This is a genomic window from Desulfitibacter alkalitolerans DSM 16504 (assembly GCF_000620305.1).
Lineage (GTDB): Bacteria > Bacillota > DSM-16504 > Desulfitibacterales > Desulfitibacteraceae > Desulfitibacter > Desulfitibacter alkalitolerans.
Window position 1 is genome coordinate 307,720 of sequence record NZ_KK211102.1, and the last position, 25,551, is coordinate 333,270.

Here is a 25,551-nt window from a genome sequence, read left to right on the forward strand (position 1 = left end):
AAAAAACTATCCTGATTCCAAATCGCAATGGAAACAAGTAACAAAAATGGTAATTGATAAATTTGATTTAAGCTAAATCACTCCTTTGCCCCTGGGGCATGTAAAGTTGGTTGCTGCGCAGCAGAGCATCAACCATACGCACTAATTTACGTGCTGTGAGAACCAATGCACGGCGATGATGATGAGTTTTGCTTTCCCGATACTTTCGGTTGTAGAACAAACGATATTCCGGTTCAAATTGCCGAACAAGGTTGGCTGCTTGTACAAAATAATAACGTAAATAAGAGTTTCCTGTCTTGGTAAGAGGGGCTTCATCAGCTTCAAATTCACCAGACTGATAACCGCGCCAAGTTAAACCTGCGTACTTTGCCAGAGCTGAATCATTGTTAAAACGGTAGATATCACCGATCTCAGCAATTAATCCGGCACACATGACCGGACCAAGACCGGGTACTGAACCAAGAGTATGTTTAAAATGATCTAGTTCCTTAGCAATAGCTTTATCGATTGTTTTAACTTGTTTCTCTAAGCACCTGATAGTTTCTAAGCTAGTAGCAAGGATTAAGTTAACCGGTTCCATAAGGTTACCCTTAAGTCTGTGAGCATTACGGGCAGCGTTTTTAAGTGCTTCAGCAGTGGCCTTAGGATTAGAAAAATGCTGATGTCCTTTCTCCATCAAAAAATCAATTAATTCATCCAGCGGTCTAGCCGCAACTTCATCTGGGGAAAGGAACTCATTAAGCACAGCTTCCGATGTTGCTCCAAATAGATTACTAAAAACCTCGTTTTGCTGAAGGGTGTTGAATTTGAGGAATAAATTTGTTAGGAAATAATTTTTTTCCCTAGTAATAGTTTGCATCAGATGATATCGGAAACGGGTTAAACGTTGTAACGGTAAATACCTAAAATCGACTTGGCAACTTTCCGGCAGTCGGCCAAAACGTAGCCGGTCAGCAATAACCCAGGCGTCCGTCCAGTCATCCTTAGGAAGATCAACATAAGCTTTTTTAAAGTTAGCCACTACCTTTGGGTTAAAGGAATAAACTTGGCAGTGATAGGGAGATAAACGGTGATCGGTGGCCAGTCCCATTTGCAGGTGCCAGCTATATACAGAGGTTGATTCTAGACCAACAACAATACGATTGGTATTTTTGGATTGACGAATATCCATGATGAGTTCAACCAAGGAATCCATACCCGGTTGATCATTAAGAAACCTTTTACGTTTAGAAACAGTTTCACCATGGTCATCCATAAACTGGACTTTGAAGTCTTTCATACTGACATCAATACCGATAAAAAGATTCGTCACAGAGATCACCTCGCTTTCAAAATAGGATATATGAAAATTGCTTGCTGGTACCAGGCACCATGGCCGGTCATCAACCTCGCCGAAATGAGCACTGGACTTAAAGCACCGGTATCCAATCGTCCTGCTGCAAACGAAAGGGGAAACAGTAAGCTGTGCAACCTACGTGTTAAAAGTTCAGACCATGGGCTGGGGGTCAGTCTAACTAAGAGGTCGTACCTCAAGGGGGGAAATACCTGCCCAGAATGCAATCTCATAATTTCATTCTGCCTGTAATACCAGCAAAAGGGAAGAACAAATTTCCAGTTTTCAAAGAGCAATTTTATTATCAAAAATGAACGGTTTATATTACCGTTCAACTTAAGTCTCTAAATATATGATACGAGGGGGGAAATTATGTTTAAGACGGAAATATGTAAGATGTTAGAAATTGAATATCCCATTATTCAAGGGGGAATGGCGTGGGTCGCAACAGCTGAATTGGCTGCCGCTGTTTCTGAGGCTGGAGGCCTGGGGATAATTGGTGCAGGAAGTGCCCCGCCCCAAGTGGTAAGAGAGGAAATAAGAAAAGTAAAAAAGCTCACGGAAAAGTCTTTCGGTGTAAATGTTTATTATATGTCGCCTTATGTGGAAGAACTCATAAATATAGTCATTGCTGAAGAAGTTAAAGTAATAACGACAGGAGCGGGAAACCCCGGTAAACATATACCAAAATTAAAAGAAGCGGGAATAAAAGTATTTCCTGTGGTTGCCTCGGTAGCTTTAGCTAAAAGATTGGCAAGAACAGGGGTTGACGGACTAATTGCTGAAGGTATGGAGTGTGGTGGCCATGTTGGAGAAATTACTACAATGGCTCTGGTGCCACAAATTGTGGATGCCGTAGACTTACCCGTCCTAGCTGCCGGAGGAATTTATGACGGAAGGGGAATTATCGCCGCTTTAAGTCTCGGAGCTGTAGGTGTACAAATGGGAACCAGATTTGTTTGTGCTGCAGAATGTACGGTTCATAATAATTATAAAAAAGCAATTATTGAAGCCAAAGACCGTGATACGGTATTAACCGGCTATAAAGGACATCAAGTAAGGGTAATTAAAAATAAGCTGAGCCGCCGTTTTGCAGAATTGGCCGATAACAATGCAGAACAGGGTGAATTTGAAAAATTAGGGGAAGGCAGATTAAGGGCAGCAGTCGTTGAAGGTGATATAGAAACAGGATCGGTAATGGCAGGTCAAATAGCGGCAATGGTCAGTAGAGAACAACCGGCCCGCGAAATAATTGCAGAACTAGTAGAAGATGTGGAGAAAGTATTAAAATATCTTAAAGGTCTCTAGGCAGATGACATAGTTTTTCTAAGCAGCGCACGTCTAATTATATGAAAGGGGCGATAAAGTGAAGCAAGACGCAGAAACAAAGAATCAGTCGGAAAAAATCTTGCTGGCAGCCTTTCACTGCATATCATCAAAAGGTTACGCCAATGTTTCCCTAAGAGATATTGCGAATGAAGCAGGTGTAGTTTTAAGCCAACTAAATTATTACTTCAAGAATAAAGAAGGGTTGTTTACAGAAGTTATTAAGCTGATGGCACAAAAATATTTAAGGGAAGTAGAGCAATGTTTACAGAAAGGGGATGCCCCTAGAGATAAAATTTCTTCTTTAATCAAATATTTTCGGGAAATGCTAAAAAGTAATCCTGCACTTTTTCGCATGCTCTATGACTTAACAGGTTTAGCCCTCTGGTCTTCTGCTCTAAAAGATCTTCTATGCAGCCTTTTTAAAGGCCTATCGGATTTGATTGAAAAACACATTTTACATGATATCCTAATGAGGGGGAATTTAGAGGGATATTCTCCCAAGTCTATAGCTAGAATGATTCTTGGTGCAATGCTGGGAACTGCCATACAGGTAATTTTGGACTCCGAGGAAGAAAACTTGCCTGAAGCATTAAATGCGGTAGAAATAATATTCGAAGAAAGTTTAGCTTAATCTTAATAATGAAAGGGGAAATATTTAATGTCAAATTTATTAGAAAGATCAATGAATCTTGGTTTTGGTTTATTTGCTTACTCAAGAGAAAAAATTGAAGCAGTAGTAGATGAACTGGTAAATAAAGGGGAAGTTTCAAGGAAAGATGCCCAAGGACTCGTAAGCGACTTGGTTAAAAAAGGAGAGCAGCAACGGGAAGAAATTAAAAAATTGATTAAAGACGAAATCAAAGAGTCCTTAGACAATGTGAATATAGCAAGGAAAGAAGATTTGCTTACTAAAGACGATATAAAGAATATTGTCAGAGAGCAGCTTATTCAGGTGTTAGGTCAAAATCAAAAAAGCAATAATCAAGATTAACAGTTTAGAAACGGCAAAAGTATATTGAAATTAGTACGGACGTCCGAAATATTATAAAAGAGGTGCCTTTATTGTTTAAGTCCATTCTCTGCTTGATGGGAATCTTGCCTTCCCATGCAAGGGTAAAGATTGTACACTTTATCACTAAAAAATTAATAGACTATTATGGCGACCTTAAGGTAGGAGGCTTGGAAAATATACCGGAAGAACCGGTAATTTTTGTCTGCAACCATCTCTCCAATGCCGATGGCCTTATTTTCCGTGATATTTTGGCACATCGGCGGACAGTTTTTTTAGCAGGGGTTAAACTGCAGCACGAATACATGACAAACCTGGTTTTGGAAACTATAGCTTATATCCCTATTTATCCTAATCAACCGGACCGCAAGGCCTTAATAAATGCAATACGGGCATCCAAGGACGGTAAAGATATATTTATTTTCCCCGAAGGTACACGAAGCCGCACGGGAAAAATGATTGAAGGATGTGCAGGGGTTTTGTTCATCGCGAAGAAGGCAGGGGTGCCGTTAGTCCCGGTTGGTATCTGGGGATCGGAAAAGCTGCTGCCTATTCAAAATGACAATATGGGCCAAGAATGGTTTCAAAAAGCTGAAGTTAATGTTGTCTTCGGTCCAGCCTTTACACTGGCCGAGCTAGGTGAGGAAAAACCGATGGAAGGTATTATGCAAAGAATCGCCCGGTTGTTACCGAAAGAATTTCGGGGAGTGTATGCTTAGTAATTAATTACTAGTTTTTTTTATACACAGGTAAGTTAAACGAAGGGATGTTTGTATATTGAATAATGTTGGAATTATAGGATACGGATATTTTCTGCCTGAATTGGTTGTAAGCAATTCTGAAATTGCTAAGCATATTGGTAAAACAGCAAACTGGATAGAAGAGAGAACAGGAATAAGGGAAAGAAGAAAAGCAGAATATAACATTAGTACTTCAGACATAGCTGTAAAAGCGGCAGTATCGGCACTTGACAAGGCAAATACAAAAGCTGGGGATATTGACTTAATTATAGTTGCTACAACTACACCAGACATGATATTTCCCTCCACTGCGTGTTTAGTTCAAAGTCGAATAGCCGCTTGTAATGCGGCAGCCTTTGACATTAGCGCAGCCTGCAGCGGTTTTATGTACGGTTTAGATATAGCTGTTAGCTATATTGCATCCGGAAGATATAAAAAAATATTATTAATTGGCGCTGACACTTATTCTAAAATTGTAAATTACAAGGACCCACAGACCAGCATCTTATTTGGTGACGGGGCAGGGGCGGTTGTTATTGGGGAAGTACCCAAGGGGTTCGGGGTCATAACCAGCTTTTTAGGCGCAGACGGTTCCGGAGGGGATTCCATAAAAGTTCCTGCTGGGGGCACAAAAATGCCCCTTACACATGAACTATTAGATCAAAAGAGTAACACAATAATCATGAACGGCAGGGAAGTGTATCAATTTGCAGTTAAAATTATTGATCAGATAATTAATCAGGCTGTACATCTTTCAGGGGTAACTATAGAAGATATAAGTTTAATAATTCCTCATCAAGCCAATAAGAGGATTCTTCAGTCTGTTGCAGACCGACTAAAATTACCTCCCCAAAAACTATACTGTAATATTGAATATTATGGAAATATGTCTTCGGCCTCTATTCCTGTTGCATTGTCTGAAGCCTGTATCGAAAAACAAATAAATAAAGGTGATTTAATATTACTCATTGGTTTTGGAGCGGGGTTAACTTGGGGAGCCAGTTTAATGAAATGGTATAGCTAAAAATCAGTAGGAGAATAAAAACAGGTTGTGATTTAAATTTGACAATTAATCGATATGAACATCTGAAAAGGTATCAAGAGATAATTGCAGTCTTTGCCGGCCATGGTTTTAGCGCTTTTATTGACCAACTAGGCCTTTTGAGGTACCTGAAGATCAAAAAACGAATAATAAGAACCGAAACAGAAAATAAGTATGCAAAACTTTCTATAGGTGAGAGATTAAGATTGGCATTAGAGGAATTGGGGCCGACTTTTATCAAACTCGGACAGGTAATCAGTACAAGACCCGATCTTTTCTCTAAAGAAATTATAAATGAACTGGAAAAATTGCAGGATGCCGTACAACCCTTGTCTTTTACAGATATCAGGCCGGTAATAGAGAATGAGTTTGATGACAAATTGGAAAATATCTATAGCGAGTTCACTGAAAAACCTTTGGCTGCAGCATCCATAGCCCAGGTTCATCTTGCCAGATTAAATTCAGGTAAACAAGTAGTAGTTAAAGTTCAGAGGCCGGGAATAGAAAGATTGATAGATTTGGATTTAAAGATTCTAAAAGACCTGGCCAATTTTATTGACAACCATACTCAATATGGTAAGCTCTATGACTTCAGTAAAATGGTTAAAGAATTTGAAAATACTTTAAAAAATGAATTGGATTTTAGAGTAGAAGGAGAAAACGCAGAAACTTTTCAAATAAATTTCTCTAGTGACAAGGATATTTCAGTACCGTCAATCAGTTGGATTCATACAACAAGACGTGTTCTGACCATGGATTATATCGACGGGATACGGCTATCTGATTTTGATGCGTTAGAAAAAGCGGGGATTGACCGTAAGCTGATAGCCAAGAAGCTTGCTGCGTCAATATTTAATCAGATATTAAGAGACGGCTTCTTTCACGGCGATCCCCACCCGGGAAATATTATGGTTTTACCTGACAATACCATCGTCTTTTTAGATTTAGGTATGGTAGGAAAATTAAGCGAAGAACGTAAACTCCAGTTTCTAAGGATATTAATTGGTATTGCCTCCAAAAACAGCAAGTTAATTATTGAAGCCTTGATGGAGCTGAATGCTTTATCAACCAGGATTAATACAAATAAACTTGAAAAAGAATTTGATGCAATAAGAAATAATTATTTTGCCCATGAGCTTAACAAGATAAAAATTGGTGAATTGTTGAATGAGATTTTCAGAATAGCCTTTTCCTACAAAATTATGCTTCCCCCCGAATTTACAATGCTGGCAAAATCACTAATTACTATGGAAGGATTGGTAGAAAGACTTGACCCCCAGCTCAGCGTTTTAGAAATTGCGGAACCAATCGCTAAAAAATTAGCTTTTGCTGCCTTGTCGCCGGAATACTTTGCAAAAGTATTATTTAAAGGAATAACTGATTATAGCAGTTTAATAAAAAAATTACCTGATTTTATCCTTAGCCTTATCAAGAAAATAGAAGATGAGGATTTCACACTCTATTTTAAGATTCAAGATATTGAAAAGATAATGAGAAAAATAGATAGAATATCCCATCGAATTTCCTTTAGCATTATACTTTTGGCGGTAAGTATAATTATTGCCGGAATTATTATCGGCTCTGGAATGAGTGCCCATACCGGAGCAGAAGTCTATCAATTAAATATAGTTCTTTTAAAAATAGGATTAGTTGTAGCCGGAATAATAACAATAAGTCTTATCATATCAGTCTTTCGTTCAGGAAATTTTTAGACTTCTTTCTTTACTGTAAAGGAGGAGAGGCAATTGGGGGATAATCTTGCCGGGGTAGTAATTTTTTTTGCTTTTTATGCTTTTATTGGTTGGATTTTAGAAACAATTTCTGCAAGTATTTCTGCAAATCGTTTTATAAACAGGGGATTTTTGACAGGACCGTTTTGTCCTATATACGGTTTCGGAGCTATCCTGATTATTCAGACATATGTTTTGTTAGGAAGTATTTCTCAGACCGAGTCAATATTATTAATAGCAAGTATCGGTTTGTCCATGCTCTTAACCACAATTCTGGAGTATATAACCGGTTATGCTCTGGAAAAAATTTTTTATTGCAAATGGTGGGATTACAGTAAAGAATTTTTAAATTTGCATGGCCGGGTGTGCCTTAAGTATTCACTACTATGGGGATTATTGACATACTTCCTGCTTTTAGTAGTTCATCCCTTTAGCATTAAATATTTTGCAACAGTACCAATATTTGCAAAATACATTTTAATGATAACTTTAATAATCTTTTTCCTTTTTGATACTATGTACTCGGTTACTGAAGTTCTGGATTTAAAACGCCTGCTTTCTGTGAGTTATAAAATCCCTATAACCAAATCTTATGAAACAATTTTAACCTATAAAAGAATTTTTCTGGCTTTCCCTGAACTGTACTTTTTTAATATAGGCAAATTCAATAATGAAATTAGGAGTTTTCTGCATGGTAAGGTTGAAAGGATTAAAATTCAGATTAAGAGCAGGCTGTCTTAAAGAATATAAGAATTGTATAGAAGACTTACTAATCAACGAGACAGTACAAATGATGAAGCATTTTAGGCACCATCATCAAACAACCTGTTTTGAGCATGCCTTAAACGTTTCTTATTACAGTTATCTAATATGTAAAAATATGGGTCTGGATTATGTAGCGGCAGCAAGAGGAGGGCTACTGCATGATCTGTTTTTATACGATTGGAGAGTTACTGAATTAGAGAGAGGGAAACACGCTTTCAGGCATCCCGACATAGCACTGGAAAATGCTGAGAGAATATTTACTTTAAATGAAATAGAGCAGGATATTATCAAAAAACATATGTGGCCGCTGACGATTATACCACCCATGTATTATGAATCACTTATAGTTTGTATTGTGGATAAATATTGTGCAACCCTGGAAATTGTCAATAGTTCTAAACTCACACCGGTCATTGATAAATCTGTTCTGTTTTAAGGGAGGGAGAATGGTTGTTTGAAAAATGGGGAAAATGGCTGAGCCTGATTGCTGTTGTTTTGGGGTTATCCATGGATCTTTTGGATATGACGATTGTTAACGTTGCCATCCCGGATATTATGCTGGAGCTTGGGACGGATCTGCGTCTTTCTCAGTATGTTATTACTGCTTACATGGTAACCATTGGGGTTTTTGAACCGATTACGGCTTATTGGGCTGATACAAGAGGAATGAAGAAGATATATCTTTTGAGTCTCTTTATTTTTACGGGCGGGTCCATCTTATCCGCGTTAGCTTGGAATATTAATGCCCTAATTTTCTTTCGGATTATCCAAGCGGTTGGCGGGGGGATGATAATGCCTCTGGCTTTGTCCATCGTTGAGAAAACCTTTACTAAAAAAGAATTCCCGTTAGCCATGGGATTGATGGGCATTCCTTTGCTGATTGCTCCTGCTATCGGACCAATGATCGGAGGATACTTGGTCGATACTTTTGACTGGAGAATGATTTTCTGGATTAACCTCCCCATCGGTTTGTTGTCAATTTTTGCATCTTATTTATTATTACATGAATTTGAAACAGTAACTAAAAAATTCGATTTTTGGGGTTTTGTATTATCTGCACTGGGGTTCTCTACCTTGCTCTTAGCCCTCAGCAACGGTGCTGACGATGGTTGGACATCTTTTAAGATTGTGTTTCTCTTTTTTACTGCCATAAGCAGTTTGATTCTATTTTTCCTTGTGGAAGCCTTTTCGCCTGATCCCATCTTGGATTTAAGAATTTTTAGAAACCGTATTTATTCCGGTTCTCTGGTCGTTACATTCTTTATTATTATGAGTTTATTTGGCAGCCTCTTTCTCCTGCCTTTGTTCTTGCAACAACTAAGGGGATTAAGTGCAATGGACACCGGTATGATGCTCTTGCCGGAAGTCTTGGGTATCATTATCTTCCTTCCAATCAGCGCTGTTCTCCTTCCCCGGATTGGGGCAGTCTTTTTAACCGTTGTGGGGATCGCCATTATGTCACTGGGAACACTGTTTTTTATTAATCTTGACGTCAATACAAGTTTAAGTGCAATTAGGCATTACTTATTCATTGTGGGAGTGGGACTTGGTCTTGGCATTATGCCTTCTGTTACCTTAGCTTATAGTTCATTACCTAAAGAATTGGTTAACCAAGGGTCGGCATTTTTTAATATGGTTCGTCAAATTGGGAGCGCTGTTGGCGTAGCAATTCTTACCAGTTTAATTCAGCAGCGAACTCCTTGGCACTATGCTAATTTAGCCACAACCGCCACCCCATGGTCATATACAACCCAGTCCCTGGAACCTTTAACTTCTTTACTCCAAAGTTGGGGATTTCAAGCTCCCGAAGCTCAAATGCTCAATTTGTTAACCCTGTTTAGGATAGCCCAGGAAAAAGCTGCTGTTTTAGCGTTTCAAGATGCATTCTATGTCAATGTCCTCATGGGCTTAATCGGTATAGTACCCGCCTTTTTCTTAGTACAAAAGCCGCTTTTGCATCTGATTCGTAAAAAACAAACAATTACTGCCGAACAAAAAATATACAACTCTTAATGTAATGGAAATGAGGGAGGAGAACCATGAAAAATCAAAAGATTGTAATCGCAGTGGTAGTGACTTTAGTCTTAATGATTGGCGGCGGAATCGCAAGCTATTATTGGTACGAAATGTCTCATTATATTACGACAGATGACGCACGGATCAGTGCCTATACGGCCAATGTCAGTCCGATCATCTCGGGCAAGATAACCTCCTGGAATGTTTCTGAAGGAGAATATGTCAAAGCCGGTGCAGCGATGGGGTGGCAGGATACAAATGCCATGGCCACTTCAGCGGGTGTAAATCCCAGTGCGCTTAATCCCGTAGGCAGCATCATGGTTAGTAAAGCAGAGATTACTGCCCCGATTTCAGGCCAAGTGCTTAAGTCCTCCGTACGGGTAGGGCAATTGGTTGGAGCGGGGCAACCTCTCGCCGTGATTGCCGATACAAGTGATCTCTTTGTGGATGTGAATATTGATGAAACTGAAATAAGCAAGGTAAAAGTCGGGCAATTTGTGGATTTAACGGTCGATGCTTTACCCGGGAAAACCTTTCAAGGAAGAGTGGATGAAATCGGCAAAGCAACTCTTTCAACTTTTGATATTTTACCCATGCAATCTGCCAACGGAAACTTTACCAAAGTTACACAACGGATTCCGTTAAAAGTACGTTTTCCGGAAATAAATAAGCTGGGGCTTTTACCCGGGATGAGTGTTACCGCCAAAATCCATATCGCAGAATAAGGAAAGGAGGAGAAGATGATGTTAAATATAAGGCCAAATGTGTTTAATAAAAAGATCATAAGCCTGGTGCTTTTAGCCTTAGCCGCATTCATTTCCATTACAGGATACGCAATTTCCACAAAACCTACCGCCAAACCTGTAGAAACTCCGGTACCCGTAAAAACAGATGAAGTCAAAGTAATGGATTTCAGCGGACAATTATCCTTAACCGGTATCATGGATGCTCAGGAAAAGTCCAATCTCAGTTCCCAGCTCCCGGGAATCGTCACGAATGTCGGGGCTAAGGAAGGAGCCTTTGTTAAAAAGGGCGCTGTCATCATTTCTTTAGATAAAAAAGACTTGTTGAATCAACTGGATCAAGCTAAAGCAGGGCTTGCCAATAGTCAGGCTCAGGCCGAACAAGCCCGTCTCAATTATGAAAACGCGGAAAATGACTATCAACGTTTTCAGGAACTCTTCAAATTCGGCGCAATTTCCCAACAACAAATGGAACAAATCACTTTAAAAAGAGATATTGCCAAATCTCAATATGAAACTGCCCAAGGGGCAGGTATTCAAGCTGCTCAAGCAGCCATCAATGCTATCAACTTAAATCTAGCCAAAATGGATATCAAGAGTCCTATCAATGGAATTTTAGTGACGTCGTATGTGTCTGTTGGGGATACGGTTGGCCCCGGTATTCCTCTGAGTACGATTGTAGCAATCGATCAACTGGCCTTGACCGGAAACCTTGCCGAGAGTCAAATAAACTATGTCAAAGCGGGAGACCCTGTCGAAGTAAGTGCAGATTCTATTCCAAACCGAACATTTACTGGGCAAATTTCTTATATTAGTCCAGTCTCGATTCCAACGGGACAGTTTTTTCCGGTAGAAATAACCGTAAATAATCCGGAAGGAATATTAAAAGCAGGGATGACAGCCACCGCTAAAATTACTGTGCGAAATCCATCGGTTATGGTTATTCCTAACTCTGCACTGCTAAAGCAGGACGACAAAAATTTTGTTATGGTCGTGAAAGACGGAAAAGCAGTGAAAACCGCCGTGCGTAAGGGCCTTGAAAACGAAGAATCAACAGTTATTACTCAGGGTTTGCAGGCGGGTCAACGTATTGTTATTAACGGAACGGAGAGATTGGCCGATGGTGTTGAAGTAAAGGAATAAAACGTAAAAAAGCGTATGGAGGTTTTTATGAAGTTAAAGATTATAACTGATTCAAATTGCGATCTTCCACTGGACTTTATTAGGGAAAACGAAATCAGTGTTGTCCCCTTCCCCTATTTTATCAAAGATCAAGGCTACAATGATGACTTTGGTAAATCGATTAGTTATAAGGATTTTTATGAGTTAATTCGTAGGGGCGAAATGCCTCATACCTCACAGATCACGCCATTCGTATTTGAAGAAAATTTTAGAGCGTGTTTAGAAAAGGGAAGTTCGATTATCTATATCGCCTTCTCTTCTGCCTTAAGTCAGACTTATAATAATGCACTCATCGCCAGAGACATTATTCTGCAGGAAAATTCCCAAGCAGAAATCACAGTAATTGACTCCAGAGGCGCTACGGTTGGACAAGGATTAATTGTTTATTATGCATGCGAAATGCTCAAACAAGGAAAATCAAAGGAAGAGATAATTAATTGGGTTGAGAGCAATAAACTTAAAGTCAATCATTGGTTTACGGTAGATAACTTGAATCACTTAAAAAGGGGAGGAAGAATTTCGAGTACAGCTGCCGTTCTGGGAACAATAATAGAAGTTAAACCTATTCTTTTTGTCGATAATCAAGGTGGACTTACCTTTGCAAAAAAGGTTAGGGGTAGAAAAAGATCTATTAATGTCCTGGCAGAAGAACTGCAAAAAAGAATTATTAATTCTGAGGAGCAAATGATTTTTATCTGTCATGGAGATTGTTTAGAAGATGCAGAGCTTCTTAAAAAGATAATCATTGATAAAGTGAATGTAAAAGACGTCATAATTAATTATACAGGACCCGTAGTAGGGGCGCATACCGGTCCAGGTATGCTGGCTGTCTTTTTCATGGGTGAAAACAGAACTGCTTAAGAACTAGTCGTTGTACTGAAATAACTATTCCTTGTCGTCATTGTTATCTATAAGCTGATATAGCAGGAACTCTCCTTCACGCATATATAAAATGCTGAGCGGCTTGCCATTTTAGCTTACGGAAGTTAGTTTTTCCGTTTCTGCCTGATCCATGAAATAATAAGCAATAACAGCGGTATGACAATTTGAAAGGGTAGGGAATAATAAGGCCATATTTCCGTGAAGTGAATCATCTCGAACAGACTATCATAAAGCCAGATGGACAGGGCAATGATAATGGCTACTGTCGGTCCGACAAAAGGTTTATAATCACCAAGGTTAAAAAGCTGAGCGATTCCCATTACCGCCGCATACATGCAGACGCTGATTTTGATGCCGCCGCCGATTAATAAGTTAATACCGATTAACGGGTCGATGTTGATATTAGGAATTAACTCTGCTGTTAACTGGGGGAGGAAAGGTATTTCTTATTAACATATCCGGCCCTAAAATCCACAGGTCTTGAAGAGTGACACTGAGTATGATGAGACCGATGATGAAAAGAGAAAGAGAGGATACCCTGACAAGCTTTTCCTTTTTATTTAAGCAAGGAAAAATCATTAAAAAACAAACGGTTTCCCCAAAAGGAAAAGCCAGTACGGAAAAGGCAGTTTTGAAAACGTGTAGCAAGCCTTTTTCCAGAAAGGGGAAAAGGTTATTCAGGTGATACAGAGGTATTAATAAAAAAAACATCAGGATAACACTGAACAGTAACAGAGGGAAAAAAATTTCTGTGGTTCTGGAGAGAACTTCCAGGCCGTTTTTTACTGCATAAGCAATGGTCAGAGCAAACCAGATGATGACAAAAAGAATGGGGGTGTTATTAAAACATGGAAAAAGGACATTTCACAAAAATTACCTAACTAATTTAAATTACCCCCTGAATAGGACCATGCTTCAGGTGGTAATATTGTTGAAAACTTCATATACAACCGTGTTCTTCTTTTCTTTAGCTTTATATAATGCCCTGTCGGCTACGGACATGATTTTTTCTGCATCATGCCCTTGATAGACTGTCGTAATTCCTATGCAGACGGTTATTTTATACTTGCAGTTTGTCCTGTACATCTGCTATTTTAGTTTCTTTAACACATTTTCATTTTTCATTTGTCAGCCCTCACTGAATATACCGCCCAAAGTTGAGCCACCGTTCCGCTAACTGAGAGCCAGCAATCCGGCAAAATGTGAGCCACTTATCCAGTAACCAAGAGCCGCCCTGTATAATGAGTTTGACATCGAGCAGATGTACATTCATAACAGGGAGGTCACATACATGACCCAGTACAAAGAGATTATGAGGCTCCACAGCCTCGGAATCAGCGGGCGAAGCATCGCATTAAGCTGTGGGTGCTCGCGCAACACCGTGGCGAAAGTTTTGGCCCGTGCAGGAGAGCTAAAGCTGAAATGGCCGCTGGAAAAGGATATGACGGAAGGCGGGCTCTCGGACCTGTTGTTCCCGTCAACGGAAGAAAAGCCATCGAACCGCACCGCGCCCGACCTGAAGCATATCCATAAGGAACTGGGAAAGCCGAATATTACGCTGAAGCTCCTTTGGGATGAGTACTGCGTATCATGCCGGCTGGCCGGAAAACAGCCGCTGATGTATTCACAGTTCTGCTACCATTACCAGAAGTATGCTGAGAAGAAGCGGGCCACGATGCATATCCCACGAAAGCCCGGGGAGCAGATTGAAGTCGATTGGGCGGGAAAGACAGCGTTCATCGTGGACAGCGATACCGGTGAAGTCATTCCCGTATATATCTTTGTCGCGGTTCTCTCCTACAGCGGGTATGCTTACGTAGAAGGGTTCCTCGCGCAGGACCAGGAGTGCTGGATATCGGCCCACGTCAATATGTTCCGCTTTTTCGGCGGCGTGACGCGGGCGCTCATCCCGGACAACCTCAAAACCGGGGTGGAACGGGCCGATTGGTTTACGCCTACGGTGAACCGGACGTACCGGGAACTGGCGGAGCACTACAATACCGCCGTCATACCGGCCCGGGTCCGGAAACCGAAAGATAAGCCCAATGCGGAGGGCGCTGTTGGCGTCATCTCGACGTGGATTATCGCGGCGCTTAGAAACGAGAAGTTTTTCAGCTTGGCCGCGCTCAACTTGGCGATTGGCGAAAAGCTGCAGCGCTTCAACAGCAAACCATTTCAGAAGAAGGACGGCAGCCGGGAGAGCGCCTTTCTTAACGAGGAAAAACCTTTTCTCATGCCGCTTCCGGTAAATCCATATGAGCTGGCCACCTGGAAGAAGGCTACGGTAGCCTTCAACTACCATGTCTCTGTGGACAAGATGTATTACTCGGTGCCTTTTGAATATATCAAACAGCAGGTCGATGTCCGCCTAACGAGAAACGTGATTGAAGTATTTATCGGCGGCAATCGCATTTGTTCACACCCCAGGCTGCACGGAAGGACCGGGCAGTACAGCACCCTAGAAGCACATATGCCGGAAGAGCATCAGAGCTACATTAACTGGGATGCGGACAGGTTCATTGCCTGGGCCAAGAAGATTGGCCCGAACGCCGAGATAACAATCCGTTCAATCCTGAATGCCCACAAAGTACAGCAGCAGGGATTCCGCAGCTGCATGGCCCTTCTCAAGCTGGCGGACAAACATTCCGTCACCCGGCTGGAAGCTGCCTGCAGGCGTGCCCTCATGTATACCAGTAACCCCAGCTTCAAGAGCGTCAAAACAATCCTCACAACCGGCCAGGACAGGCTGGCGGAAGAAGAAACAACCACGGGCGGCAAGAACGTCGAAAAGTACGGCTTCACTCGCGGCGCCGATTACTACGGAAAGCGGTGACGACTATGACGAATGAAGCAACCGTGAAAAAACTCATCGAAATGCGCATGACCGCCATGGCCAACGCCCTAGTCCATCAAATGAGGGACGGTTCGGCGGACAATCTGTCCGTCGAGGAACGAATCGGATTGCTGGTGGATATCGAGTATACCAGCAGGAAAAACAACAAACTGAAGCGCCTCATCAAGCACGCTCATTTTGACCAACCACAGGCATGTGTGGCGGATATCAACTACAGCGTGGGCCGCAAGCTGGACAAGGGAAAAATCACACGACTGGCCGGCTGTGGTTTCGTATCAGAGAAACACAATCTCATCGTCATGGGAGCGTCCGGCGCCGGGAAATCTTACATAGCCTGTGCGCTGGGGATGGAGGCCTGCAAGCAATTCTATTCCGTTAAGTACATCCGCCTTCCGGAATTGCTGGCCGATCTCGCCATCGCTCGGGGCGAGGGTTCCATCAAAAAGCTGCTTGGGCAGTATCGTAAATATGACCTGCTCATTCGGACGAATGGATGCTTGTATCACTGAAAGAAAGCGAAGCCCGCGACGTTCTTGAAATCGTACACTCCCGGCATAAACGGGCATCTACGATTTTCTGCTCCCAGTTCGCCCCTGCCGGTTGGCATGCAAAAATCGGTGAGGACACACTTGCCGATGCCATCCTTGATAGGATTGTCTACGATTCATACGTTATCGAGATCCAAGGGGATAAAGATAACGATTTATCCATGCGTGAGTTCTATGGCATAAAGGATACCTGAACTGCCGGCTCCGCGTCACCGGAGACGTGGCTCATTTTGTTCCGGACGGGTGGCTCTCACCCGCCCGGAACACCGGCTCTCCTTAACCGAAATACGCACCCTCACTAACCTAAATGAAAAAAAGTTATGATAATGACATTATCAATATAATAGTGATATATTGTCGAAATATGACGAATATTTCTAATACTATTAATTTAGTAATTTTATTCCTCTCATATATACAAAAAAACTGCCGCTAAAGGGGCAGTTTTGAGATATCTAGTCTCTGCGGTAGCTAGGCTATCATAGTGCTAGTAAGCACTTTAGACCCTATGGCTTTGCGTCCCTGTCTTTTGACAGGTTTGCCCTTAGCGCTGATCATTTAATTTAATTGTTATATACAGCAACACCACAATATCGTCAAATTTGTTTAGGACATTACTATTTGAAGCTTCACATTTAGTACCTGTCATACCTTTTTATATAATGGTCTTTTTCATCAACATCACTTTATATTTATCATAAGGCGACAATAGCCTTTAAACTTTCATTACCATGATCAAAAGAAAATATTTTAGCCTCAATATCGAAAAATCTTTGAATATTCGCCTCTGTAATTAACTCTTTTGTATCACCAACCAGATAATCGTGTGTCCCCAAGAAAAGTGTTTTATCTGATATTTTCAAGGCATGCTCCGGGTAATGGGTATTGAATATGCAGGCTAGGTCTTTTTCCCTAGCCAGTTTTTTTATAAGCTTCAATATCATTAGCTGATTTTTAAAGTCTAGATGGGATTCCGGTTCATCTAGTATTAACACCTTTGGATCTGCTGCCAAAGCCCTGGCGATGTAAATCAATTGCAACTGTCCTCCGCTTAGTTGGGTGCAAGGAGTATCTTTCAACTGTTCTAATCCGAATTCCTCAAGAACTTCATCCACTTTTTTTCTATCTTCTCTCGATGGCAGGGAAAACAGTCCGATATATCTGGCTCTGCCCATAGTAACCAATTCCCTCACTGTATACGGAAAAGACAAATTGTGTACCTGTGGCACATATCCGATTTCACTCAGGCTTTTGTTTGAACTAAGACTTCTTCCATTAATAAAGGTTTGTCCTCTTTCCCATTTGAGAATGCTTGTCAGACATTTCAACATGGTTGTTTTTCCTGTTCCGTTCTTTCCTAAGACTGCCATTATCTCACTCTTATCCACGGAAAAGGTGATGTTCTTTAAAAGCAAGCTTTTGCCCGGATATCCATAATAACCGTTTTTTACCTCTACCATCATTACCATTCACCTTTTGCTTTCCTGACACTTTTTAATAAAAATGCAAAAAACGGAGCTCCTACAAGCGCAGTTAAAATTCCAATGGGTATTTCGACAGATGATGCAGTTCTCGCGATAATATCCACCAAAGTTAGAAAAATAGCTCCCAAAATGCACGATGCCGGGAGTAAATCCTGATGGTCTACTCCCACCAATAGTCTGCTTATGTGTGGTATCACCAGTCCAACCCAGCCCACAACTCCCACAACCGTTACCGATGCCGCCGTTATAATGGTAGACAATACAATCGCTGCAAGTCTTATTTTCACAGGATTGATTCCCAACGAGCGAGCTTCCTCATCTCCCAGCGACAAAATATTAATCCGCCATCTCAGAAGAAGCAATACTGTGATCCCTGCCATCATAGGTAAAACAACTATTTTTAGATCTTCATATGTAGCTTTTGAAAAACTGCCCATCAGCCAGTATGTAATAGCGGGCAATTTATCATAGGGATCAGCAATATATTTTACCAGGGATATCAAAGCAGAGAATATGGAAGATACGATCATCCCCGACAAAACCAGTGACATCACAGAAATTTCATTTCTTGCTTTAGCGAAGGAATAGGTTATGAATACGCTTAGGACGCCAAACCCAAAAGCGTATACCGATGTTATGCCGGAAATACCTGCAGCCAGTATTCCCAGCGCAGCCCCAAAACCAGCGCCGCTGCTTACTCCCAATACATCTGGACTAACGAGGGGATTTCTGAACAAGCCTTGAAAGGTTGCTCCCGAGGCAGCCAGCCCTGCACCGATCAGCATACTTAATATAGTTCTTGGAAGCCTTAGCCCGATAACAATGGATGCTTCCATCTCATAAGCGTTTGAGTTCATATGAAATAAGCTGTTTATCAAAATATCAACTACTGTTTTTGGGGAAATGACATATCTCCCCAAAAACAGTGATGCAAAAAAAGTAAGCAGCATGGCAGCAAGCATAATAATCCATTTTACAGCCTTGCGACCTTTAAAAATATTCAATCCTATCATTTCCTTTTACTTATTGAGCTTTTTTTGTAAAATTGTATCTATCTCTTCCTGTGTCAGGCTGTAATTCAGAAATTCCTTGTAAAAACTTTTTATATCACTTTCCATCTCATAGTCTTTGAATATTTCCGGCTGCTGGTGTTTGGCAATCCACTTTATCATAAGCGGAGTTTCGGCACAAGGCGCATCCCACCGGTATATTCCCATAGGAGTTTTGAAAACCTTCTTGTTTTTAACGGCATCGATCTTGCTCCAATCCTGTCCTTTAATTTTATTTTCCAGTATGTCTTGCGGTTTAAAACCAGAAAAATTGCTCATATAAATGATTTCAGGATTCCATGCCATAATTTGCTCCATTGTTACATTAACCCATTGCCCCGGTACATCTTTTGCTACATTTTCTCCCCCTGCCATTTCAATAAAGGCAGTATTCACTGTTCCTTTCCCAGCTACTTTCAGTTGTTCATCCCTTATATACAAGACCCGTGGTTTCTTTACCGTTTTTAACTGTTCGCTTTTGGAATCAAAGTACTTGATATTTTCCTTATGATAACCGACCAGCTTTAAGGCTCTTTCCTCTTTGCCCAAGATGTTACCTATAACCTCCATACCTTTTTGCAGATCGTCCAATGTTCCATATTTCAAAGACACTGCTGGAATTCCTAAACTTTTTAATTGCTCAATCTCTTTCTCCTGATAGTCCCAGACAATCATTATATCAGGGTTAAGCTTTTTAGCTTCTTCCATATGGATTGCAAAATCGTTATCTACAAAACTGGTAGATGCTGTCCCCATTTCCGGTGCCATAGTTTTTAAGATGCACTTCTCATAAGATTGCTTTGCAGACGGGTGCATACCAACAAGCCTTTTACCTGAGCCGTCTATGGAGTACACAATAGACGCCCATGGAATGGGTACTACAGCAATTCTTTGAACATCCTTTTTCAATTCTACTTTTTTACCTGTAGTGTCGGTTATGGTTCTTTTTTCATCAGCCGCCTTCGGATTTGTGGCCCCTGTTTCTGCGCTTTTCTGCCCGATTGAACACCCTGGCAGTAAAAACATTGATAACACCAGTACAAATGCAGTAATCATTCTAACAAATTCCTTAGTTTTCCGCATAACTCTTTCCTCCCATTTGATCGTTAAATTTGTGGTAGTATATATTTTTTGAAATACTCAAACCCGTTTCTACCGATATACTCATACTTCAAACCGGCAAATTCCCTGCCGCTCAAGCCCACATGAGGTAATGGTATAAAGGTTATTTTTCGTTCCTCCCCTCCAAAAAATTTTTCATAAAGCGGATCTGCTATCACAATTTCAGTTTCCCTTATGTATCTCTGTACATCCTCTTCATTTTCCAAAAATACCACTTGCGAAAATGTACTCTCTTGATAAATCCGGCTGGCTTTTCCTTTATCGCTGATATTTGAAGCTATCGTTATCTGCCCTATGTTGAAATCTTGTTTTAAACAATCGCCTATGGCTACAGATAGCAAAGGTTCCCCAATAATCAGGACTTTCTTGTTTGTATCTTTATTAAGGGTATTCGTAGTCAACAGCGTATATTTTTCCTTCACAATCTCATTAAAATTAATTTCAAGATGTCTTTCCAACGAATTCAATACCCTTCCCATTCCATGTAATCCTACGGGGATATCCATTGTATAAGGAATGTGAAACTCATTTTTGAGGTATTCAGCTACGCCTGTACCTTCGGGTGAAATCACAATATTCACGGCTGCTTCTGAAGCCAGTTTGATTATATCCAGACTTTTCCCCGAGGCAAAAAAATGTACTTCCACACCCACATTCTCCAGTAGCTGTACCAATTCATCCAAATGGAGTTTATGCCCAAGAGCAAGTGGAGTATATCCGAGAATATTGACATGTTTTGAATTTCTCTCGCCGCCCTTCAATGTGAATCTTTCAGCGAGCTTCAATAAAGCGTCATAAATGCCCGAAACATAGCTTTCAAAACCATCGGTATTAAAAAACACAACAGGTATCCCGGTTTTTCTCTTAAGTTTTTCCGCCATCTTCTCAAAATGTACTCCCGTAATGGAGGAGACAGGTGTCCCGATTATTGACACAAAATCTACTTTGGCAGTTTTTGCAAGGAGCAACTCTACTTCTTCTATAAGTTTGTCTTCTACTCCCATAATTACATCAATGTCATTCATGTCTGTCCTATAGAAGGACATATCGTTAAAGCTTCTGATTTCATCCACTTCTACAATGGGGTGGCTGCATCCACCTGGTGTATACAGGACATTCAGCGAGTTTAATTCATACAGAACCGAGCACACACCCGAATAGTCACCGGCAAAAGGAGGAATAGCTTTCCACAATTTGTTCATAGGCGATCACCTACTATCCTGTTGATGGTTTTTAATTCCGTATCACATTCATCTTTGCTGTAGGTTAAAGGAATAAAGCAGTAGGGAATGCCAAAGCGTTTTTCAAGATGTGCCGCCATATTCATTCCAAATTTATGAGTGACTATGCTGTAAGTTCCATTGGCCAGGTTTTTAAAATCCTCAAAGGTTTTACAGTTTAAAAACTCCTGAATGCTGTAACAACCCTGTTCTCTTAATAATGTTTTCAAATCACACTCTTCAGATAGTTTTTCTTCTCCCAGAATATTAATAATTGGTCTATTATTTCCTTCACTTATATAATCATTACCGGTATATGCATCCAATATCCCGGCAAAAATGTTGCTCAGCCTCTCTTTCGGCAATATACGCCTCTTGGAAAGCGGTCCCCTTTTAAAAAGCTTAATAGGCATTCCGTATTCTCCTTGAATGCATTTTATAATGCTCTCAAAATCGCTATTCATGAGAATATCTGTGCATGAAATGTAAATAATGACCGCTTTGATATGATTCTTCTCATCCTTTAGCATATTTTGCAAAGCCATCTTTGCCATATCTAAATGTCTGCCGGCAACCAAATCCGAACTGTCCATGGTTTGCATGCAAAATCTGTCATTCTGCCGTTGCCTCATGGCTCGAAAATATAGGACTCTCAGGCACGATTCCGGACCAACGGCCAAAACGTGAACATCCGGAATACATAAGGCCAAATTAATATTTTCCAGACAGCTTTCTTTGTAAATGGCTTTCTTTAGGAAAGTAATGTCCTGATCAGTGATCGATGTTTTTTTTATGCTCATTTCTTTATCTCCATCTGCAGCATTATTCTTCCAAACTGTTCCAATTCAATGTCTTCCATTGCTCTTGGAATACTATAATTTAGGTTTTCTTTTATCCTTTTTGCTAAATTCATAAAAGTTTTACAAGCTTTAGACCCAGGGAATTTTTCTACAACTGTTTTCCCTTCCAGCTCTGAAAAAACAATCTCATTGCAAAAAGGGATATCATCCAAAACCTGTGTGTTTGACTTCTCAGCAAAATATCTTACTATCTCATCCTTTGAGTTTTCATTCCTCCGATTGTGAATAATCCCGCCAAAAAGATTCCTTTCCCCGGTTGAAAACCTTCGCACACCTTTCATGATATTATTGGCCGCATAGATGGACATGAACTCCGAAGATGAGACAATATACACCGCATCGACAAATTTTTCTCGCATAGGAACCGAAAAGCCGCCGCAGACCACGTCTCCTAAAACATCATAAACAATTACATCCCACGGCTTGTTAACAATCCCAAGGTGATTCAGTTCTTCAGCCATGGTGGTTATACCCATTCCCGCACATCCTATTCCAGCTTCCGGGCCCCCTGCTTCGATACATGCCACACCATTAAACCCAGAATGAATAATGTCCTTTTCTTCAATTTCTGTTCCCTTTTCCTGAATCACTTTCAGTACCGAAGGTATTTTACTTCCTGTCAAATTTCTTGTAGAATCTCCTTTCGGGTCACACCCTATATGGAGTACCTTCAATCCCAATTTGGAAAAAGCTGCCGATAAGTTAGCCGCTATTGTTGACTTACCTATTCCGCCTTTGCCATAAAACGCTATTTTTAGATTTTTGTTATTCAACATGCCTTTTGCCTTCCTTTTTTGTAAAAATAAAACCCCTCAACTCAAGCATCACTACTCTTCATGCCTTTCCGGTTTCCCAGTGGCATATTATGAAGAATTACACTTATACAGCGGCGGGACCGCGCAGGATTTTCACCCGACTTCCCTTTTCACCGGTAAACAATTTTATTTATCATTACCGGTACCTGTTTTTGATATTTAGTTTTCAAGGCCACCATATTTTATTGTATTAAATCTCTATAAAATAGCTAATGCGCATGTCTATGGTGGGTATCCGGTGTATGTTTGTGTGAATGTTCAATAGTTGCATGTTTATGTAAATGTGTATGTTCTAAATGCTCTCCATCTATATGTTTGTGCGTGTGATGTCCGTCATTATGGTTGTGGCGATGCTCATGCTCCATAGATTCATGTATATGGATATGTCCATGTTCTTCACCTAATATTAATATGGCACCTATAATCATTATTGGTAATGATATATAAAATAAAGTACTTGGAAATTCTCTAAATAGCAAGAAAGATAACAATGTTCCTACAAACGGAGCAGTTCCAAAAAAGGCACTTGTTCGCGAAGCTCCAAGATTACGCATGGCAAATATAAACAGTACAATGCTTAATCCGTAACTAAAGCATCCTAATAACATAGCTCCTAATATTGTTCCGATATTCGGGAAACTGGTATGCATTATCAAAGCTAATATTAACGAAAAAACACCTGCTCCAATCCCTTTTATTGTAACAGTAATCAAGGGGTCTTTTGCTGAAATATTCCGTGTGAAATTATTGTCTATACCCCAAAGGGTACATGCCAATACTACGCCTAACGCACCTATTGAAAGACCCCATTCACCGTTTAAATTCAATGATAATAGTATGCTTGCAGTTGTTATTGATGCAATCGCCAACCATATACGTCTCCCAATGGCTTCCTTAAAAGCAATAGCAGCAATTAAAGTAGTCGCAACACCCTCGAAATTTAAAAGGAGTGAAGCAGTAGACGCAGGAGTATTACGTAAGCTAAACATTAACACAATAGGAGCAATAACACCTCCTGCGATAATTGCACCAATTAGCCATTTAATATCGCCTTTATCTATTTTTGCTTCTATCTCTATAAAATTATGGTTCATATGCCTTACAATTTTAAACAATAATAGCCCCACGCCACTGCCGAGATATAAAAATGCAGCCATCGGAATTGGCTCAATATTGCCTAATAGCAATTTAGAAATTGGGGCACTCGCACCAAATAACACTGATGCAAGCATGGCTTGAAACATTGAGCATATATTCGATTTTCTCATAAAATCACATACCTTTTATGGTAATTTAATATAAGCATACTAAAAAGCCCCTTAACCATTTACGATTAAGAGGCTTTTATAAAAAGACAGTATACACTTTCAGTCAAACACCCCCTATCGCTCGTAGAGTTCTTTGGCGCATTATCACAGGCAGGTCTTCTGGCTCAAGCATCATTACCCCTCCTGCCTTCCCATTCAAACAGTGGCATTCCTGGAGGGATTCCTCTTTTACAGCGGCGGGACCGCGTAGGATTTCAACCTACTTCCCTTTTAAGACGAAAAAACAATTTACGTCACCTGTAATTTTAAATATTCAATTTAATATAACACTATCACACAAGTATATATTACGTCAATGAAATAATTCGTTATGGCATAGCTTTTACATCTACAGAAGGGAAGGACGTTTAAGAATGTAACAGTCTCCCTGGTTTTGTGATCGTCTGCTGATATACCTAATTTACCTCAAGGCAATAAAGGACATTATAACTTGTCTCCTTAGTTTTAGAATAACATCGTATTGACAATTTTGTGATTTGATTGAATATTTAACGCAAGTGTGTATGTTTAAACCTATTCCGCTTTTCTTCCGCAGGTATTGGACCTAATGTTATCATTTCATAATTTGCTGTACCTTTGCTCTGGCAGGGGATAATCCCTTTTTCCGCCATAGAAGTATAGCTTCTACCGCCAACAATTATGTGATCCAGAACTTTGATCTCAAGGGGATGAAAAATGTCAACCATTCTTTGTGTCAATGCCCTATCCTCCGGAGAAAAATTTTTGGACCCTCCGGGATGATTATGGGCTAAAATCATTGTATTGCAATCACAGGCAAGGGCATATTTTAATATTTCTCTTGGATACACCGCTGTTTGTCCGATACTCCCTTCCGACATGGTCTTTGTTTCGATGATGTTGTTGCCGCTGTCTAAAAATGCAACCATAAACCTTTCTTTATCCTTCATTCCTCCCAAAAGGGCTAAAAAATATTGGCCTGCTATGGTTGATGAATTGAGCATGACCTTCTCATTGCTTTCATAGATTTTCAGAATGTTGTAAGAGGCAATAAACTCATTGAGCAGCCCTATCTTTTCAAGCTGTCTATCATTTGGTTCCATAATGTGGGGATGCTCCAGGATGTTAAAAGGGTTATTTTCTTTTACATACTGCTGAACTTTTTTGTAGGGCAGTCCTGTTAAAGTTGTCAGCCCTTTTAAAAAATTCTCGGTATGCAATATATCCTGCTTCATGTTATGCCCGCCCCCTTTTTACATCAACTATTTCAATAATGGCTTTTATGCTTTTCAACTTCTCGGAAATCTCAGTAGGCAAGTCCACCGATTCAAGATGAAGAAAAAAGTTTTTAATCCCTATATTTTGAAAGCTCTTATGGATTTTTTCTTTTGCATCCGTGTCCAGGTCAATCAACTCAGCTAATAAACCCACGCATTTTATATATTCCATTTCCTTTAATTCTTCCAAGTTCATCTGTTTTTCCACCTTTCCACTTAATTTGGTCATTAAACTATTTTGTTTGTTTTCCCATGTTTTCCGTCA

The 25,551-nt window shown here is 40.3% G+C and carries 24 protein-coding genes, 2 pseudogenes and 3 riboswitches; of the genes and pseudogenes, 14 read left to right on the plus strand and 12 right to left on the minus strand.

Annotated features, from left to right (window positions below):
* Positions 1–67: 67 nt before the first annotated feature.
* Entirely contained in the window at positions 68–1,312 is a 1,245-nt protein-coding gene (locus K364_RS0115795) for an IS110 family RNA-guided transposase (protein WP_156946499.1), read from the minus strand.
* Positions 1,313–1,705: 393 nt separating this feature from the next.
* Here K364_RS0115795 and fabK point away from each other — a divergent pair, with 393 nt between their 5' ends.
* The 12 genes from fabK to K364_RS0115860 all read left to right on the plus strand — a co-directional run bounded on the left by fabK (position 1,706) and on the right by K364_RS0115860 (position 12,750).
* Entirely contained in the window at positions 1,706–2,641 is a 936-nt protein-coding gene (fabK, locus tag K364_RS0115805; protein ID WP_028308816.1) for an enoyl-[acyl-carrier-protein] reductase FabK, read from the plus strand.
* 58 nt (positions 2,642–2,699) lie between these two features.
* Positions 2,700–3,293: a TetR/AcrR family transcriptional regulator gene (locus K364_RS0115810; protein ID WP_028308817.1), complete on the plus strand. Its 594-nt coding sequence runs from the start codon at positions 2,700–2,702 to the stop codon at positions 3,291–3,293.
* Between the two features lie 27 nt (positions 3,294–3,320).
* On the plus strand, positions 3,321–3,653 hold the full coding sequence (locus tag K364_RS0115815) for a phasin family protein (protein ID WP_028308818.1): 333 nt from the start codon (positions 3,321–3,323) through the stop codon (positions 3,651–3,653).
* Positions 3,654–3,724: 71 nt separating this feature from the next.
* Positions 3,725–4,390, plus strand: coding sequence for a lysophospholipid acyltransferase family protein (locus tag K364_RS0115820; RefSeq protein WP_028308819.1), 666 nt, complete (start codon positions 3,725–3,727; stop codon positions 4,388–4,390).
* 55 nt (positions 4,391–4,445) lie between these two features.
* Positions 4,446–5,435 carry a 3-oxoacyl-ACP synthase III family protein gene (locus K364_RS0115825; RefSeq protein WP_028308820.1) on the plus strand — a complete coding sequence of 330 codons (990 nt, stop codon included), beginning with the start codon at positions 4,446–4,448 and terminating at the stop codon, positions 5,433–5,435.
* Between the two features lie 38 nt (positions 5,436–5,473).
* Positions 5,474–7,165, plus strand: a complete 1,692-nt coding sequence (ubiB, locus tag K364_RS0115830) for a 2-polyprenylphenol 6-hydroxylase (RefSeq protein WP_028308821.1) — start codon at positions 5,474–5,476, stop codon at positions 7,163–7,165.
* A gap of 33 nt (positions 7,166–7,198) precedes the next feature.
* On the plus strand, positions 7,199–7,924 hold the full coding sequence (locus K364_RS0115835; protein WP_028308822.1) for a putative ABC transporter permease: 726 nt from the start codon (positions 7,199–7,201) through the stop codon (positions 7,922–7,924).
* Complete coding sequence (locus K364_RS0115840; protein WP_028308823.1) at positions 7,875–8,384, plus strand: HD domain-containing protein; 510 nt, start codon at positions 7,875–7,877, stop codon at positions 8,382–8,384. The genes K364_RS0115835 and K364_RS0115840 overlap by 50 nt, the downstream gene beginning before the upstream one ends.
* A gap of 14 nt (positions 8,385–8,398) precedes the next feature.
* Positions 8,399–9,961, plus strand: coding sequence for a DHA2 family efflux MFS transporter permease subunit (locus tag K364_RS0115845; protein WP_028308824.1), 1,563 nt, complete (start codon positions 8,399–8,401; stop codon positions 9,959–9,961).
* Positions 9,962–9,987: 26 nt separating this feature from the next.
* Entirely contained in the window at positions 9,988–10,689 is a 702-nt protein-coding gene (locus tag K364_RS0115850) for an HlyD family secretion protein (protein ID WP_028308825.1), read from the plus strand.
* 15 nt (positions 10,690–10,704) lie between these two features.
* On the plus strand, positions 10,705–11,850 hold the full coding sequence (locus K364_RS0115855) for an efflux RND transporter periplasmic adaptor subunit (protein WP_084295951.1): 1,146 nt from the start codon (positions 10,705–10,707) through the stop codon (positions 11,848–11,850).
* Between the two features lie 27 nt (positions 11,851–11,877).
* Positions 11,878–12,750, plus strand: coding sequence for a DegV family protein (locus K364_RS0115860; protein WP_028308827.1), 873 nt, complete (start codon positions 11,878–11,880; stop codon positions 12,748–12,750).
* Positions 12,751–13,173: 423 nt separating this feature from the next.
* On the opposite strand, the pseudogene K364_RS27980 reads toward K364_RS0115860, so the two are convergent.
* A pseudogene (locus K364_RS27980) lies at positions 13,174–13,611 on the minus strand (GerAB/ArcD/ProY family transporter); the annotation flags it as partial.
* A gap of 75 nt (positions 13,612–13,686) precedes the next feature.
* Positions 13,687–13,857: a diguanylate cyclase domain-containing protein gene (locus K364_RS27985; protein WP_084295955.1), complete on the minus strand. Its 171-nt coding sequence runs from the start codon at positions 13,855–13,857 to the stop codon at positions 13,687–13,689.
* 205 nt (positions 13,858–14,062) lie between these two features.
* On the opposite strand from K364_RS27985, the gene istA reads away from it, so the two are divergent.
* The gene (gene istA, locus K364_RS0115870) at positions 14,063–15,604 is read left to right on the plus strand and encodes an IS21 family transposase (protein WP_028308828.1); all 1,542 of its coding nucleotides are present in this window, start codon (positions 14,063–14,065) and stop codon (positions 15,602–15,604) included.
* 5 nt (positions 15,605–15,609) lie between these two features.
* A pseudogene (gene istB, locus K364_RS24485) lies at positions 15,610–16,367 on the plus strand (IS21-like element helper ATPase IstB).
* Positions 16,368–16,636: 269 nt separating this feature from the next.
* Positions 16,637–16,726, minus strand: a riboswitch (cyclic di-GMP riboswitch).
* 142 nt (positions 16,727–16,868) lie between these two features.
* Here istB and K364_RS0115880 read toward each other — a convergent pair.
* The 9 genes from K364_RS0115880 to K364_RS0115920 form a co-directional block, all read right to left on the minus strand.
* Positions 16,869–17,636, minus strand: coding sequence for an ABC transporter ATP-binding protein (locus K364_RS0115880; RefSeq protein WP_028308829.1), 768 nt, complete (start codon positions 17,634–17,636; stop codon positions 16,869–16,871).
* Positions 17,636–18,670 carry a FecCD family ABC transporter permease gene (locus K364_RS0115885; protein ID WP_051534140.1) on the minus strand — a complete coding sequence of 345 codons (1,035 nt, stop codon included), beginning with the start codon at positions 18,668–18,670 and terminating at the stop codon, positions 17,636–17,638. The genes K364_RS0115880 and K364_RS0115885 overlap by 1 nt, the downstream gene beginning before the upstream one ends.
* 6 nt (positions 18,671–18,676) lie before the next feature.
* Positions 18,677–19,789: an ABC transporter substrate-binding protein gene (locus K364_RS0115890; protein WP_028308831.1), complete on the minus strand. Its 1,113-nt coding sequence runs from the start codon at positions 19,787–19,789 to the stop codon at positions 18,677–18,679.
* A gap of 23 nt (positions 19,790–19,812) precedes the next feature.
* Entirely contained in the window at positions 19,813–21,030 is a 1,218-nt protein-coding gene (locus K364_RS0115895; RefSeq protein WP_028308832.1) for a nitrogenase component 1, read from the minus strand.
* Positions 21,027–21,848 carry a nitrogenase component 1 gene (locus K364_RS0115900; protein WP_028308833.1) on the minus strand — a complete coding sequence of 274 codons (822 nt, stop codon included), beginning with the start codon at positions 21,846–21,848 and terminating at the stop codon, positions 21,027–21,029. The genes K364_RS0115895 and K364_RS0115900 overlap by 4 nt, the downstream gene beginning before the upstream one ends.
* Positions 21,845–22,684: a nitrogenase iron protein NifH gene (locus K364_RS0115905; RefSeq protein ID WP_028308834.1), complete on the minus strand. Its 840-nt coding sequence runs from the start codon at positions 22,682–22,684 to the stop codon at positions 21,845–21,847. The genes K364_RS0115900 and K364_RS0115905 overlap by 4 nt, the downstream gene beginning before the upstream one ends.
* Before the next feature lie 13 nt (positions 22,685–22,697).
* Positions 22,698–22,888: riboswitch (cobalamin riboswitch) on the minus strand.
* A gap of 44 nt (positions 22,889–22,932) precedes the next feature.
* Entirely contained in the window at positions 22,933–23,991 is a 1,059-nt protein-coding gene (locus K364_RS0115910; RefSeq protein ID WP_028308835.1) for a DMT family transporter, read from the minus strand.
* 132 nt (positions 23,992–24,123) lie between these two features.
* Positions 24,124–24,307, minus strand: a riboswitch (cobalamin riboswitch).
* A 232-nt stretch (positions 24,308–24,539) separates the two neighbouring features.
* Positions 24,540–25,244, minus strand: coding sequence for a JAB domain-containing protein (locus K364_RS24490; RefSeq protein WP_035269734.1), 705 nt, complete (start codon positions 25,242–25,244; stop codon positions 24,540–24,542).
* Between the two features lies 1 nt (position 25,245).
* Positions 25,246–25,482: a hypothetical protein gene (locus K364_RS0115920; protein ID WP_035269738.1), complete on the minus strand. Its 237-nt coding sequence runs from the start codon at positions 25,480–25,482 to the stop codon at positions 25,246–25,248.
* Between the last annotated feature and the right edge of the window lie 69 nt (positions 25,483–25,551).

What these genes read in the sequence shown, in the direction of transcription:
- K364_RS0115885 (WP_051534140.1), bottom strand. Translation starts at nt 18,670, where the DNA reads ATGATAGGATTGAATATTTTTAAAGGTCGCAAGGCTGTAAAATGGATT.
- K364_RS0115855 (WP_084295951.1), top strand. Translation starts at nt 10,705, where the DNA reads ATGATGTTAAATATAAGGCCAAATGTGTTTAATAAAAAGATCATAAGC.
- K364_RS27985 (WP_084295955.1), bottom strand. Translation starts at nt 13,857, where the DNA reads ATGTACAGGACAAACTGCAAGTATAAAATAACCGTCTGCATAGGAATT.
- K364_RS24490 (WP_035269734.1), bottom strand. Translation starts at nt 25,244, where the DNA reads ATGAAGCAGGATATATTGCATACCGAGAATTTTTTAAAAGGGCTGACA.
- K364_RS0115815 (WP_028308818.1), top strand. Translation starts at nt 3,321, where the DNA reads ATGTCAAATTTATTAGAAAGATCAATGAATCTTGGTTTTGGTTTATTT.
- istA (WP_028308828.1), top strand. Translation starts at nt 14,063, where the DNA reads ATGACCCAGTACAAAGAGATTATGAGGCTCCACAGCCTCGGAATCAGC.
- fabK (WP_028308816.1), top strand. Translation starts at nt 1,706, where the DNA reads ATGTTTAAGACGGAAATATGTAAGATGTTAGAAATTGAATATCCCATT.
- K364_RS0115840 (WP_028308823.1), top strand. Translation starts at nt 7,875, where the DNA reads ATGGTAAGGTTGAAAGGATTAAAATTCAGATTAAGAGCAGGCTGTCTT.
- K364_RS0115900 (WP_028308833.1), bottom strand. Translation starts at nt 21,848, where the DNA reads ATGAGCATAAAAAAAACATCGATCACTGATCAGGACATTACTTTCCTA.
- K364_RS0115910 (WP_028308835.1), bottom strand. Translation starts at nt 23,991, where the DNA reads ATGAGAAAATCGAATATATGCTCAATGTTTCAAGCCATGCTTGCATCA.
- K364_RS0115905 (WP_028308834.1), bottom strand. Translation starts at nt 22,684, where the DNA reads ATGTTGAATAACAAAAATCTAAAAATAGCGTTTTATGGCAAAGGCGGA.
- K364_RS0115860 (WP_028308827.1), top strand. Translation starts at nt 11,878, where the DNA reads ATGAAGTTAAAGATTATAACTGATTCAAATTGCGATCTTCCACTGGAC.
- K364_RS0115850 (WP_028308825.1), top strand. Translation starts at nt 9,988, where the DNA reads ATGAAAAATCAAAAGATTGTAATCGCAGTGGTAGTGACTTTAGTCTTA.
- K364_RS0115920 (WP_035269738.1), bottom strand. Translation starts at nt 25,482, where the DNA reads ATGAACTTGGAAGAATTAAAGGAAATGGAATATATAAAATGCGTGGGT.
- K364_RS0115880 (WP_028308829.1), bottom strand. Translation starts at nt 17,636, where the DNA reads ATGATGGTAGAGGTAAAAAACGGTTATTATGGATATCCGGGCAAAAGC.
- K364_RS0115895 (WP_028308832.1), bottom strand. Translation starts at nt 21,030, where the DNA reads ATGAACAAATTGTGGAAAGCTATTCCTCCTTTTGCCGGTGACTATTCG.
- K364_RS0115890 (WP_028308831.1), bottom strand. Translation starts at nt 19,789, where the DNA reads ATGCGGAAAACTAAGGAATTTGTTAGAATGATTACTGCATTTGTACTG.